This is a genomic window from Pseudomonas inefficax (assembly GCF_900277125.1).
GTDB classification, from domain to species: Bacteria; Pseudomonadota; Gammaproteobacteria; order Pseudomonadales; family Pseudomonadaceae; genus Aquipseudomonas; species Aquipseudomonas inefficax.
In genome coordinates this window covers 21,852-35,562 of sequence record NZ_OPYN01000048.1, presented here as the reverse complement: position 1 = coordinate 35,562, position 13,711 = coordinate 21,852, and the positions used below count along the sequence as shown (strand labels likewise).

Genomic DNA, 13,711 nt, shown 5'->3' with positions numbered 1-13,711 from the left:
AGGCCACCCGCATCATGTGCTTCACCGCCTCGTGCGCTTCGTGGAGGTGGGCGCTGGCGCGCAACTCGTCCAGGCTGAGGCGGTGGTAGTCGGCGAGCCATTGCAGCACGACATCGGCGGACAGGTGGTCCTGCTCGATATAGAGCTCGCTACGGTTGCAGGTCGACAGGATTGCCGCTTCGCGGCTGGATGTCAGCCGGCAGAGCTGCTGCAGGGCGTCTACCAGCTGCTCTGGGGTAAACGCCACGCGCTCGCGTACGTCTACCGAGGCAGTCTTATGGTTGATACCAAGTGCAAGAAAGGCCATGCAAGGTCGCTGGTTGTGACGGGAAGCCGATAATTGTCCTCTTTCGCAGGTTTCAGGACAACCACCGTTCGCTATTGCGCTGATAGCGCTGCGGCTATCGCCGGATTCAGGCCAGCATCAGCGGCAATTTCAGCTCCCCCCCGCTCTTGATCTGGCTCTTGATCTGGCTCTTGATCTGGCTCTTGATCTAGCTCTTGATCTTGATCTTGATCTTCGCGACTTCAGGAGGCCGAGCAGAGGTCTTGCGGAGGGAGGTGACGGGCATGGATGCCCGTCAAGCGCTGAGGCCCCATGGATGGGGCCTGCAGCGCGTACTCCCGGGAGCAAGACCGGCGCGAGGGAACCCCGGAGCGCAGCGCAGGGGCCGGATGATGGGAGCGCAGCGTTTTTTGGTTACTTTTTGCCGCGTTTGGCAAAAAGTGACTCGCCGTAAGGGCGAAAAGGTGAGTATGCGTCGCCATCGTAAATGGACTGTTCGCTATATCAAAACCATCGCTTAAGCTTTTTGGATGTCGGCATTCACATCGTAGACATTCATTCGCGATGGTGGCACCAAGTCACCTTTCCGCCCTTACGGCGGGTCCCTTTTTGTCGTGGCAAAAAGGAACCAAAAACCGTCCGCTCCCATCATCCGGCCCCTCCGCTTCGCTCCGGGGTTCCCTCGCTACGGGCCTGCTCCCGGGAGTACGCGCTGCAGGCCCCATCCATGGGGCCTCAGCGCTTGACGGGCATCCATGCCCGTCACCTCCCTCCGCAGTCCCTTCGCTCGGCCTCCTGAAGTCGCAATCTGCGGCGCCTGAACTATCGCGCGCTTAGAAGCAAGAGCAAGAGCAAGGACTCTGTGTTCGGTGGCTGCGGCAGGCTCTGCCGCGAACCACGCGGGCGCAGCGCGGTCTGCATAAGCGAAGCGCAGCTTCATACCTTCGCAGGTGGGTTTGCCCCCGCGCTTGTGTCATCATGCTCCGACCGCCGGTGAGTCCTCTCAAAGCCTTCCTATGAACAAACCATACGCATTGCTGCTTGCCTTCGCCCTGCTCCAGGGCTGCCAGAGCCTGGCCCCGCAAAAAGCCGAGCCTCCCGTCGCCGAGGCCGGCAAGAGCGAGGCGGAAAAGCCCGTGGTGTATGGCTCGTTCAAGCAGGACACGCTCTATAGCCTGCTGGTGGCGGAGCTGGCTGGCCAGCGCAATCGCTTCGACATCGCCCTGGCCAACTACACCGACCAGGCCGCAAAAACCCAGGACCCAGGGGTTTCCGAGCGCGCCTACCGCATTGCCGAATACCTCGGCGCCGACGAACCGGCACTGGACAACGCACTGGTCTGGGCCCGCAACGACCCGCAGAACCTCGACGCCCAGCGCGCCGCTGCCATCCAGCTGGCCCGCGCAGGCCGCTATGACGACTCCATGACGTACATGGAAAAGGTCCTCCAGGGCCAGGGCGACACCCATTTCGATTTCCTCGCCCTGTCCGCCGCCGAAACCGACCAGAGCACCCGCGACGGCCTGCTGCAAAGCTTCGAGCGGCTGCTGGTGAAGTACCCGGACAATAGCCAGCTGGTGTTTGGCAAAGCCCTGCTGCTGAACCAGGACGGCAAGGCCGAAGAAGCTTTGGAGCTGCTCGAGTCGCACCCGCCGCAAAACGGCGAAATCGCCCCGATCCTGCTGCGCGCGCGCCTGCTACAAGCCCTGGACCGTGGCCCGGAGGCCCTGCCTCTGCTGCGCGGGGCGATTCGCGACAACCCCGACGACAAGCGCTTGCGCCTGACCTACGCCCGCACTCTGGTCGAACAGGACCGCATCGCCGACGCCAAGGGCGAGTTCCTCAGCCTGGTCCAGCAATACCCGGAGGACGACGAGCTGCGCTATTCGCTGGCCCTGGTGTGCCTGGAAAACAAGGACTGGGATGAAGCCGAGGGCTACCTGCAAGAGCTGATCGAACGCGACAGCAACGTCGACGCCGCACACCTGAACCTGGGCCGCATCCACGAGGAGCGCCACGACCCTGCAGGCGCCCTGCGTGAATACGCCCTGGTCGGCCCCGGCCCCGACTACCTGCCGGCGCAACTGCGCCAGGCCGACATCCTGATTGCCAACGGCCGTGGTACCGAAGCCTCGCGCCTGCTCGCCGATGCCCGCGAAGCCCAGCCGGACTACGCCATCCAGCTGTTCCTGATCGAATCGGAAAGCTACAGCAACAACAACAAGGACACCCAGGCCAGCCAGGTGCTGCAACAAGCCATCCAGCGCTACCCGGACGACCTCAACCTGCTGTACACCCGCGCCATGCTGGCCGAAAAGCGTGACGACCTGCCGCAGATGGAAAAAGACCTGCGTGCCATCATCACCCGCGAGCCGGAAAACGCCATGGCCCTGAACGCCCTCGGCTACACCCTGGCCGACCGCACCACCCGCTACAGCGAAGCCAAGGCGCTGATCGACAAGGCCCATCAGCTGACCCCGGACGACCCGGCGGTACTCGACAGCCTGGGCTGGGTCAATTACCGCCTGGGCAACCTCGACGAGGCTGAAACCTACCTGCGCAAGGCTTTTGCCAGCTTCCCCGACCACGAAGTGGCTGCCCACCTGGGCGAAGTGCTGTGGGCCAACGGCAAGCGCGGCGAAGCCCGCCAGGTCTGGGCCAAGGGCTTCGAAGCCCAGGCCGACAGCCCCATCCTGCGCAAGACCCTCCTGCGCCTGACCGGATCCGAGACTCTCTAACGCCATGTTCCTGCGCCATTGCATTACCTTCACCCTGATCGCCCTGCTGGCCGGCTGTGCCGGCTTCGGTAGCCGCGAGGCCCTGCAGGGCCACGGCGACCCGCAGCAGTGGCGCGCCCATAAAGAGCAGCTGAGCAGCCTCGATGGCTGGCAGATCAACGGCAAGGTCGGCATCCGTGCCCCGCGCGACTCCGGCAGCGGCACGCTGTTCTGGCTGCAACGCCAGGACTACTACGACATCCGCCTGGCCGGCCCGCTGGGCCGTGGCGCCGCACGCCTGACCGGCCGCCCCGGCAACGTGGTACTGGAAGTCGCCAACCAGGGCCGCTACGAGGCCCCAAGCCCCGAAGCCCTGCTGGAAGAGCAACTGGGCTGGCAGTTGCCGGTCTCGCACCTGGTCTGGTGGGTACGCGGCCTGCCCGCTCCCGACAGCAAGAGCAAGCTGACCCTGGACGGCGACAGCCGCCTGGCCAGCCTCGACCAGGATGGCTGGCAGGTACAGTACCTGAGCTACACGGAGCAGAACGGCTACTGGCTGCCCGAGCGCCTGAAGCTGCACGGCAAGGACCTCGATGTGACCCTGGTGGTCAAGGACTGGCAGCCGCGCCAGCTGGGGCACTGATACATGCAGCCCCTTACCCTTCCAGCCCCAGCCAAGCTCAACCTGTGGCTGCACATCATCGGCCGCCGCGCGGACGGCTACCACGAGCTGGAAACCGTCTTCCAGTTTCTCGATCACTGCGACGAGCTGAGCTTCGCCGTGCGTGACGACGGCGTGATCCGCCTGCATAACGAAATCGAGGCGGTGCCGCACGACAGCAACCTGATCGTGCGTGCCGCGCGCAAGCTGCAGGAACAATCGGGCACGAAGTTGGGCGCCGACATCTGGCTGAGCAAGGTGCTGCCCATGGGCGGTGGCATCGGCGGCGGCAGCTCGGATGCCGCCACTACCCTGTTGGCCCTCGCCCACCTGTGGCAACTGGACTGGAGCGAAGACCGCCTGGCCGCCCTGGGCCTGAGCCTGGGCGCCGACGTACCGGTTTTCGTGCGCGGCCACGCGGCGTTCGCCCAGGGCGTGGGTGAACAACTGACCCCGGTCGACCCGGAAGAGCCGTGGTATGTCGTGCTTGTGCCGCAAGTGTCTGTCAGCACAGTAGAAATTTTTTCACATCCACAGTTGACACGTGATTCGCTCCCCCTTAAGATGCGCCCCGTTCCCGAGGGAAACAGTCGAAATGACTGCCAACCGGTGGTAGAGCAGAGTTACCCGGAAGTTCGCAATGCGTTGAATTCACTGGGTAAATTCACTGAAGCTCGACTGACCGGTACTGGAAGTTGTGTGTTTGGGGCCTTCCCAAGCAAAGCCGAAGCTGATAAAGTTCTGGCCCTTCTTTCAGCGACCCAAACAGGGTTTGTGGCGAAAGGAAGCAACGTTTCGATGTTGCATCGCAAGCTGCAAAGTCTGGTCAAGAAGTCGAGCGCATAAGCGTTCGCAGCAACAGATACAGGGGCGTCGCCAAGCGGTAAGGCAGCAGGTTTTGATCCTGCCATGCGTTGGTTCGAATCCAGCCGCCCCTGCCATTTTCCTTATACTCATCCAGGTTACCCTCAGCCTTCAGGTACTGCGCGTGTCCAAGATGATGGTCTTTACGGGGAACGCTAACCCCGATCTGGCTCGGCGTGTCGTACGTCAGCTGCATATCCCTCTCGGTGACGTCTCTGTCGGTAAGTTCTCCGACGGCGAGATCAGCACTGAGATCAATGAGAATGTCCGCGGTAAAGACGTCTTCATTATTCAGCCGACCTGTGCCCCGACCAACGATAACCTGATGGAACTGGTAGTGATGGCCGACGCCTTCCGCCGCTCCTCAGCATCCCGAATCACCGCCGTGATTCCTTACTTCGGATACGCCCGCCAGGACCGCCGTCCGCGTTCGGCACGTGTAGCCATCAGCGCCAAAGTCGTCGCTGACATGCTCACTGTCGTAGGTATCGACCGTGTACTCACCGTCGACCTGCACGCTGACCAGATCCAGGGTTTCTTCGATATCCCGGTCGACAACATCTACGGCTCGCCCGTACTGGTCGACGATATCGAAGACCAGCGTTTCGAGAACCTGATGATCGTCTCCCCGGACATCGGCGGTGTCGTGCGCGCACGTGCCGTCGCCAAATCCCTGGGCGTCGACCTGGGTATCATCGACAAGCGCCGCGAGAAGGCTAACCACTCCGAGGTCATGCACATCATCGGCGACGTCGAAGGGCGCACCTGCATCCTTGTAGACGACATGGTCGACACCGCCGGCACCCTGTGCCACGCGGCCAAAGCCCTGAAAGAACACGGCGCTGCCAAGGTTTACGCCTACTGCACGCACCCTGTCCTGTCGGGCCGCGCGATCGAGAACATCGAGAAGTCGGTACTGGACGAGCTGGTGGTGACCAACACCGTTCCGCTGTCCGCCGCTGCTCAAGCCTGTGACCGTATCCGCCAGCTGGATATCGCACCGGTTGTCGCTGAAGCGGTCCGCCGCATCAGCAACGAAGAATCGATCAGCGCGATGTTCCGCTAAGCGGAACACACGCTGACGAAAAGCGCCCCGCCCCAACACTGGTTGTTGGGGCGGGGCTTTTTTGCCATCCCCGTTGGCGCTGGTCGCAAACGCCCTCGGGGGGCTATTTTGGAGAAACAAAATGACCGAATTCACTCTGAACGCCCAAGCGCGTACTGACCTGGGGAAAGGTGCGAGCCGCCGCCTGCGTCACTCCGCGAACATCCCAGCCGTTGTCTACGGTGGTAACCAGGAAGCTCAGTCCCTGACCATCCTGGCCAAGGAAATCACCAAGCTGTTCGAAAACGAAGCTGCCTTCAGCCACGTAATCGAGCTGAACGTTGACGGCGTCAAGCAGAACGTCATCATCAAGGCCATGCAGCGTCACCCAGCCAAGCAGTTCATCATGCACGCCGACTTCATTCGCGTCGTTGCTGGCCAGAAACTGACCGCTAAGGTACCGGTTCACTTCATCAACGAAGAAGCCCCGGTCAAGAAAGGCGGCGAGATCTCCCACGTAGAAGCCGAGATCGAAGTTTCCTGCGAAGCCAAAGACCTGCCTGAGTTCATCGAAGTCGACCTGGCCAACGCTGAAATCGGCACCATCATCCACCTGTCGGACCTGAAAGCTCCGAAAGGCGTAGAGTTCGTAGCTCTGGCCCACGGTGATGACAAAGCTGTTGCCAACGTTCACGCTCCACGCGTTGCTCCAGAAGCAGAAGGCGCTGCCGAGTAATCCACTCGCACGCCGGCGTTGATCGGGTTACAGTGCCGCGCGCCCTGTAACCCACCAACTCCAAGGAAGAGCCCCTGACGTGACCGCCATCCAGTTGATCGTCGGCCTGGGTAACCCCGGCCCCGAATACGAACAGACCCGGCATAACGCAGGGGCTCTTTTCGTTGAACGCATTGCCAGCGCCCAGCGCGTTTCGCTGACCGCTGACAAAAAGTATTTCGGCCTGACGGCTAAATTCAGCCATCAGGGCAACGACGTTCGTTTGTTGATCCCCACCACCTACATGAACCGCAGCGGCCAGGCCGTGGCGGCGTTGGCCAATTTCTTCCGCATCAAGCCGGAAGCGATCCTGGTGGCGCATGACGAACTCGACCTGCCCCCGGGCGTCGCCAAGCTCAAGCGCGGCGGTGGCCATGGTGGGCACAACGGCCTGCGCGACATCATCGCGCAGCTCGGCAACCAGAACGACTTCCACCGCCTGCGGCTTGGCATCGGCCACCCGGGCGACGCCAAACTGGTCTCCAACTTCGTCCTGGGCCGCGCGCCGCGCGCCGAGCAGGAGAAGCTCGACGCCAGCATCGATTTTGCCCTCGGCGTGCTGCCGGACGTGCTTGCCGGCGACTTCGCCAAGGCGATGCGCGAGCTGCACAGCCAGAAGGCCTGATTTCCTTTAGAGAGGGGAATACCCATGGGTTTCAATTGCGGCATCGTCGGCCTGCCCAACGTCGGCAAGTCCACCCTGTTCAACGCCCTGACCAAGTCTGGCATCGCGGCGGAGAACTTCCCCTTCTGCACCATCGAGCCTAACAGCGGCATCGTGCCGATGCCCGATGCGCGCTTGAATGCCTTGGCTGAAATCGTCAAGCCAAACCGCATCCTGCCGACCACCATGGAGTTCGTCGACATCGCCGGCCTGGTGGCTGGCGCCTCGAAAGGTGAAGGCCTGGGCAACAAGTTCCTCGCCAACATCCGCGAGACCGACGCCATTGCCCACGTGGTGCGCTGCTTCGAAGACGAGAACGTGATCCACGTTTCCAACAGCGTCGACCCCAAGCGCGACATCGAGATCATCGACCTCGAGCTGATCTTCGCCGACCTCGACAGCTGCGAGAAGCAACTGCAGAAGGTTGCCCGCAACGCCAAGGGCGGCGACAAGGAAGCCCTGGCGCAAAAGGCCATCCTCGAACAGCTGATCCCGCACTTCACCGAAGGCAAGCCTGCGCGCAGCCTGATGAAAAACATGAGCGCCGAAGACAAGGCGGTCATTCGCGGTTTCCACCTGCTGACCAGCAAGCCGGTCATGTACATCGCCAACGTGGCCGAAGACGGCTTCGACAACAACCCGCACCTGGACGTGGTCAAGGCCATCGCCGAGGAAGAAGGCGCGGTAGTGGTGCCGGTGTGCAACAAGATCGAAGCGGAAATCGCCGAGCTGGACGATGGTGAAGAGAAGGACATGTTCCTCGAGGCCCTGGGCCTGGAAGAGCCTGGCCTGAACCGCGTGATCCGCGCCGGTTACGAGCTGCTGAACCTGCAGACCTACTTCACTGCCGGCGTGCAGGAAGTACGTGCCTGGACCGTCCGCGTCGGCGCCACTGCTCCGCAGGCAGCCGGGGTTATCCACACCGACTTCGAAAAAGGCTTCATCCGCGCTGAAGTGGTGGCCTATGACGACTTCATCCAGTTCAAGGGTGAAAGCGGTGCCAAGGAAGCCGGCAAATGGCGCTTGGAAGGCAAGGACTACATCGTCAAGGACGGTGACGTGATGCACTTCCGCTTCAACGTCTAAGCGCCAGCTTGCAGTACCCACAAACCCCTTGAGGCCAACGCCTCAAGGGGTTTTGTTTTATCTGGCATTTGACAGGGCGCGCGATCCCTGTGGGAGCGGCCTTGTGTCGCGAAAGGGCCGCAAAGCGGCCCCGGAATTCAGCATCTAAGCTGTGATTCAGCACCCTCCCCCGGACGCGCGCATCATGCCCGAAAAACCCCGCCTCGACTGGCAACGCTGGCTTCCCGGCCTGGTCACCCTGCTCCACTACCAACCCGCCTGGCTACCCAAAGACATCGCCGCTGGCCTGGTGCTCACCACCATGCTGGTGCCGGTGGGCATCGCCTATGCCGAAGCGTCTGGCGTACCCGGCATCTATGGCCTGTACGCCACCATCATCCCGCTGCTGGCCTATGCCCTGTTCGGCCCCAGCCGCATCCTCGTACTGGGCCCGGACTCGGCACTGGCCGCGCCGATCCTGGCGGTGGTGGTGCAGTACGCCGCCAGCGACCCGCAACGGGCGATCGCCATCGCCAGCATGATGGCCCTGGTGGCCGGGGCGTTCTGCGTGATCGCCGGTTTGCTGCGCCTGGGCTTCATCACCGAACTGCTGTCCAAGCCGATCCGCTATGGCTACATGAACGGTATCGCCCTCACGGTGCTGATCAGCCAGTTGCCCAAACTGTTCGGTCTGTCGGTCGACAGCCAGGGCCCGCTGCGGGATACCTGGAACCTGATCCAGGCCTTGCTCGCCGGCCAGGGCCATTGGCCAAGCTTCGTGGTCGGTGGCGGTAGCCTGGCGCTGATCCTGCTGCTCAAGCCGTTCAAGCGCGTGCCGGGCATTCTCATTGCGGTGGTGGCGGCCACGCTGGCGGTGAGCCTGCTGGGGCTCGACCAGCAAGGCGTGAAAGTGCTCGGCGAACTGCCCCAGGGGCTGCCCAGCCTGGTCTTCCCCTGGGTCAGCGATATCGACTTGGTGGAAGTATTGCTCGGCGGTATTGCGGTAGCGCTGGTGTCGTTCGCCGATACCAGTGTGCTGTCACGTTCCTACGCCGCGCGCATGAAGACCCCGGTCAACCCCAACCAGGAAATGTTCGGCCTGGGTGTGGCCAACCTGGCCTCCGGGCTGTTCCAGGGCATCCCGATCAGCAGCAGCTCGTCACGCACACCGGTGGCTGAAGCGGCCGGTTCACAGACCCAGCTCACCGGCATCATCGGCGCCCTGGCGGTAACCCTTTTGCTGCTGGTCGCGCCCAACCTGATGCAACACCTGCCCAACAGTGCCCTGGCGGCAGTAGTGATCGCCGCAGCGTTGGGCCTGTTCGAGTTTGCCGACCTCAAGCGCATCTTCCGCATGCAGCAATGGGAATTCTGGCTGTCGTTCACCTGCTTCGTCGGCGTAGCGGTATTCGGGGCCATTCCCGGTATCTGCATTGCCGTGGCGATATCGGTGATCGAATTCCTGTGGGACGGCTGGCGGCCGCATCATGCGGTGCTGGGACGGGTGGATGGCACCCGCGGTTACCATGATGTGCAGCGTTATCCACAGGCCCGACGCATTCCAGGGCTGGTGCTGCTGCGTTGGGACGCGCCGCTGTTCTTTGCCAATGCCGAGCAGTTCCAGAGCACGGTGATGGCGGCGGTGGACGCATCACCTACCCCGGTTCAACGGCTGGTGATTGCGGCGGAGCCGGTGACCAGCATCGATATCACCTCGGCGGACATGCTGGCCGAACTGGACCGGGCGCTGGAGGCGCGGGGGGTGGAGTTGCAGTTTGCCGAGATGAAGGACCCGGTGAAGGACAAGATGCGGCGGTTCGAGTTGTTCGAGCATATGGGGGAATCGGCATTTCACCCTACTGTCGGTGCGGCGGTGGATGCCTATCTGGAGGAGAGTGGGATTGACTGGAAGCCTTAGATTTTCCTGGGCTGGCCTCTTCGCGGGTGAACCCGCTCCCACAGGTATGGCGATGCCCATGGGATCACACAATCCTTGTGGGAGCGGGTTCACCCGCGAAGAAGCCCACGCCGCATCCGAAGCCGATCAATCCATATGAGCATGGCACTGGCATACACCGACACCGCCAGAAACAACGCCATGCGCACGGCAAAGGCACGGTACACATCCTGCCCGCCCGCGCTGTCCTGCACCGACTGCCCCAGCAAGATCAGCATGGTCGTCAGGCAACTCACCCAGTACGCCGGGCTTTGCCTGGTATCCACCGCACGGTAAAGCCTGCGCCCCTGCCAAAGGACGAACAGCAGCACCCACAGGAAAAACATCCACAGGTGCACGAACAGGCTCAACGCGCCCCACGTCAGTATCGCCAGCAACCCGGCAAGCAAGGTCGAGCCGATCAGCTCGCGGCTGGCATGCCGCGCGCGGGTTTCGCTGGCCTGCTGCCCCAGGCTCACTGCCTTCATGATCAGCGGCATGTATTGGTCCGGAGCGATCAGCGCAAGCAAAAAGGCCGGCATGACGATCAGCGTGGCACGCAAGGCGACCCAGCTCACCTGATCACTGTCGAGCAGAGGCGGTGCCGGTTGCGCCGGCGCATCGGCCGGCTCGGGAAACAGCACATGCGCCGCTGCCGTGCCCAACACCGCCAGCAGCATGCCTTTGGCCAGCGCTTCGACCACCGACAGCGCCAGGGTGAAGTCGCTGGTGCCGGCGGCGGCGATCATGGTCAGGCCGATCACCAGCAAATTGGCCAGCAGGCCGTTGCCGCCCTTCAGTGCATAGCGCAAGGTCAGGAAAACCCCCATCCCCACCAGCAACACCCCGCTCACCGGGGCATGGCGCAACAGCGGAATCAGCAGCAGCCCGCTGCCGCAAGCAAGCAGCACTAGCACCGCCAGGGCCGGTGCCGCGCGCAGGGGCAAGGGCTGGCTGCGCATGGCCAGCAACAGCACCGCAAATACCGGCGCCAGTATTGGCACCGGCAAGCCGATGCCGAAACTCACCGCCAGGCACAACGCCACGCCCCACGCCAGGCGCAGGGCGCGCAGGCGGCGCAGCTCAATAGGCATACGACAGCCAGCTCATCAGCCACATGAACAGCCGGCCCAGCAGGTTCAAAGGGTTGCCCTCGGTTGGCAGGGCCATGACTTCGGCCTGGCCGCCAACCCGCAAACCGCTCTTGTCCTGCAACTGGTCACGCTCCAGTTCGACGATCACCGGGAAGCGCTGCGCAGAGCGCAGCCACTCGCGGCTGTTCTGCACGGTCGGCAACGTGCCCGGCGGATTACTCTGGCCCACGCTCACGCCGTAGCCGATGCTGCGAATGCGCCCCTTCAGCACCGTGCCGGGCAGCGCATCGAGCACTACCAGCACCGGGGTTTCAAGGCGCAGCCGACCGAGGTTGTTCTCGGTCATGTCGGCACTTATCCACACGTCATGAATGGCGATCAGGGTCATCATCGGGCTGCCGGCACCGACATAGTGGCCAACGTCGGTGCGCAGGTCGGTAATCAGCCCGTTTGCATCGGCGCGTACCACAGTGCGCGCCAAGTCCAGTCGGGCCTTTTCGACATTGGCCGCTGCGCTGCGCAGTTGGGCGTTGTCGTCCTGCGCCCCGCCCTGCTGCTCACGGGCCCGCTCAACTTCGGCACGGGCTGCCGCCACCTGGCTGATAGCCTGGTCGCGGGTGGCCTGGGCGCCTTCCAGGCGGCGCACCGACACCGTGCCCGGGTCTTCATCGATCAAGCGCTTGAGCCGTTCGGCGTCCTGCCGCGCCTTGCGCTCGTTGGCCTGAGCCGCCACCAGAGCCGCCTGGGCCGAGTCGATGCCAGCGGTGTGGGCACCGATCTGCCGGCGTACCGTGTCCAGGTCGGCTTCGGCGCGGGCCAGGGCGATGCGGTATTGCTCCTGGTCCAGTTCGAACAGCACATCGCCCTTGCGTACTTCCTGGTTGTTGCCCACCGCCACACGCTTCACCTGCCCGGCCACCTCGGCACTCACCGGCACCACGTAGGCCTGCAGGCGGGCCTGCTGGGTATAGGGCGTGAAGCGGTCAGCCAGCAGGTACCACAGCAGGCTCACGGCAATCAGCAGCAGCACCCAGCGCATGCCGCGATCGGGGGCTGGCGGGGGTGGCGTCGGCGTAGCGTCGCTCATTTCGTTTCACCTTGTGCATGGGCGCTGGGGCCTGGCTCGTCGAGCAGTTCGCCCCAGTCGGTGCGTTGCTGCATCTGTTGGCGGGTGGCCGGGTCGATCGGTGTGCGGCTGGCGTCCCAGCCGCCGCCCAGGGCCTTGTACAGCGTTACCAGGCTGCTGACGGCATTGCCGCGGCTGACCAGGTAGCCGTCCTGTTGCTGCAGCAGCAGTTGCTGGGCGTCGAGCACGCGCTGGAAGTCGGCAAAGCCTTCGCGGTACTGCGAGCTGGCCAGGTTCAGCGAGCGCTGTGCGGCCTGCGAGGCCTGGTCGCGGATACTTGCGCTCTGCAGCGAACGCACCAGCCCGCTGGCGGCATCGTCGGCTTCGCGGGCGGCTTCGCGTACATCCTGGTGATACAGCTCGATCAGTTGCTGCAAGCGGGCGTCTTCCACGCGCACGGCGTTCTTGCGCCGGCCGTAGTCGAACGGGTTCCAGATCAGGCTGGGCCCGGCGGCGATGTCGAAGGTATCGGGCAGGTGATTGGCCGTGACGAAGCTCCAGCCGATGCTGCCCAGCAGACTCAGCTGTGGATAAAGGTCGGCCTCGGCCACCCCGACCAGCGCCGACTGCGCCGCTACCGCCTGCTCGGCGGCACGGATGTCCGGGCGGCGCTGCAGCAGGTTGGCGGGCACGTCCTGCAGCACGGCACGGTCCGGTAACGGCAACTGGCCGTGGCCGGCATCCAGCTGTGGCAGCGGCCCGGGCGGCCGGCCCAACAGCGAGCACAGCACATTGCGCAGAACATTGAGCTGGTTCTGGAACTCGGGGATGGTAGCCTGGGTAGCCAGGTACTGGGTACGCGCCTGTTGCCAGTCGAGTTCGTCGTTTTCGCCATGACGGAACAGCCGCTCGGTTATCTCCAGGCTGCGCGCCTGGCGGCGGGCGTTCTCTTCGGCGATATCCAGCCGCGCCTCGGCGGTGCGCAGGGCAAAGTAGGTATCGGCCACCTGCGCACGCAACAGCAGCATGGCATCGGCGTAGTTGGCCTGGGAGCCGAAGTAGACGGCGTCGGCGCTTTCGATGGCGCGGCTGAAGCGCCCCCAGAAGTCGATTTCCCAGCCGATGTCGAAGCCCGCGCTGGATTGCCAGAACACCGAATCGCGAGCGGTGGCAGTACCGGACTGGTCCTGTTTCAGGTACAGGCTCTGGGCGCGCAGCTGCTGCAGCTGTGGATAACGCCCGGTCTGCACGATGGCCAACTGGGCGCGGGCTTCGGCAATGCGCAAGCCAGCCACGCGCAGGTTGCTGTTATTGGCATCGGCCTCGGTGATTAAGGCATCCAGCGCTGGGTCGGCGAACACGGTCCACCACTGGCGCAGGTCGGGCGCCGCGGCCTGCTGCCCGGCCTGCTCTAGCAGCGGGGTGTTCCAGGTGCCCAGCCATGGGTCTTGCGGCGGCTGGAAGTCCGGGCCCACTTGAGTGCAGCCCACCAACATGGCCGCCAGGCTCAGTGCACAACCATAGACGCGTCCGGGCAT

The 13,711-nt window shown here is 63.6% G+C and carries 11 protein-coding genes, 1 tRNA gene and 1 pseudogene; 9 read left to right on the top strand and 4 right to left on the bottom strand.

Annotation, left to right across the window (positions count from 1 at the left end; all coding sequences use genetic code 11):
• Positions 1 to 307 (bottom strand): annotated as a pseudogene (locus JV551A3_RS05405) (glutamyl-tRNA reductase); the annotation flags it as partial.
• A 995-nt stretch (positions 308 to 1,302) separates the two neighbouring features.
• On the opposite strand from JV551A3_RS05405, the gene JV551A3_RS05395 reads away from it, so the two are divergent.
• From JV551A3_RS05395 to JV551A3_RS05355, 9 genes are all read left to right on the top strand, one after another.
• Positions 1,303 to 3,024, top strand: coding sequence for a tetratricopeptide repeat protein (locus tag JV551A3_RS05395; protein WP_133970256.1), 1,722 nt, complete (start codon positions 1,303 to 1,305; stop codon positions 3,022 to 3,024).
• 4 nt (positions 3,025 to 3,028) lie between these two features.
• On the top strand, positions 3,029 to 3,646 hold the full coding sequence (gene lolB, locus JV551A3_RS05390; RefSeq protein WP_133970255.1) for a lipoprotein insertase outer membrane protein LolB: 618 nt from the start codon (positions 3,029 to 3,031) through the stop codon (positions 3,644 to 3,646).
• Positions 3,647 to 3,649: 3 nt separating this feature from the next.
• Positions 3,650 to 4,510 (top strand): 4-(cytidine 5'-diphospho)-2-C-methyl-D-erythritol kinase, encoded by an 861-nt coding sequence (ispE, locus tag JV551A3_RS05385; protein WP_133970254.1) that lies wholly within the window; start codon positions 3,650 to 3,652, stop codon positions 4,508 to 4,510.
• A gap of 20 nt (positions 4,511 to 4,530) precedes the next feature.
• Positions 4,531 to 4,605, top strand: a tRNA-Gln gene (locus JV551A3_RS05380).
• A 47-nt stretch (positions 4,606 to 4,652) separates the two neighbouring features.
• Positions 4,653 to 5,594, top strand: coding sequence for a ribose-phosphate pyrophosphokinase (locus JV551A3_RS05375; protein ID WP_003247410.1), 942 nt, complete (start codon positions 4,653 to 4,655; stop codon positions 5,592 to 5,594).
• A gap of 121 nt (positions 5,595 to 5,715) precedes the next feature.
• Complete coding sequence (locus tag JV551A3_RS05370; protein ID WP_112251980.1) at positions 5,716 to 6,309, top strand: 50S ribosomal protein L25/general stress protein Ctc; 594 nt, start codon at positions 5,716 to 5,718, stop codon at positions 6,307 to 6,309.
• Positions 6,310 to 6,388: 79 nt separating this feature from the next.
• Complete coding sequence (pth, locus tag JV551A3_RS05365; RefSeq protein ID WP_009686183.1) at positions 6,389 to 6,973, top strand: aminoacyl-tRNA hydrolase; 585 nt, start codon at positions 6,389 to 6,391, stop codon at positions 6,971 to 6,973.
• Positions 6,974 to 6,997: 24 nt separating this feature from the next.
• On the top strand, positions 6,998 to 8,098 hold the full coding sequence (ychF, locus tag JV551A3_RS05360; protein WP_016713314.1) for a redox-regulated ATPase YchF: 1,101 nt from the start codon (positions 6,998 to 7,000) through the stop codon (positions 8,096 to 8,098).
• 184 nt (positions 8,099 to 8,282) lie between these two features.
• The gene (locus JV551A3_RS05355) at positions 8,283 to 9,995 is read left to right on the top strand and encodes a SulP family inorganic anion transporter (RefSeq protein ID WP_133970253.1); all 1,713 of its coding nucleotides are present in this window, start codon (positions 8,283 to 8,285) and stop codon (positions 9,993 to 9,995) included.
• Positions 9,996 to 10,084: 89 nt separating this feature from the next.
• On the opposite strand, the gene JV551A3_RS05350 is transcribed toward JV551A3_RS05355, so the two are convergent.
• The 3 genes from JV551A3_RS05350 to JV551A3_RS05340 are packed head-to-tail and all read right to left on the bottom strand — an operon-like array spanning position 10,085 to position 13,711.
• Complete coding sequence (locus JV551A3_RS05350) at positions 10,085 to 11,107, bottom strand: DUF2955 domain-containing protein (protein ID WP_133970252.1); 1,023 nt, start codon at positions 11,105 to 11,107, stop codon at positions 10,085 to 10,087.
• Positions 11,097 to 12,194, bottom strand: coding sequence for an HlyD family secretion protein (locus JV551A3_RS05345; RefSeq protein ID WP_133970251.1), 1,098 nt, complete (start codon positions 12,192 to 12,194; stop codon positions 11,097 to 11,099). The genes JV551A3_RS05350 and JV551A3_RS05345 overlap by 11 nt, the downstream gene beginning before the upstream one ends.
• Entirely contained in the window at positions 12,191 to 13,711 is a 1,521-nt protein-coding gene (locus JV551A3_RS05340; RefSeq protein ID WP_133970250.1) for an efflux transporter outer membrane subunit, read from the bottom strand. The genes JV551A3_RS05345 and JV551A3_RS05340 overlap by 4 nt, the downstream gene beginning before the upstream one ends.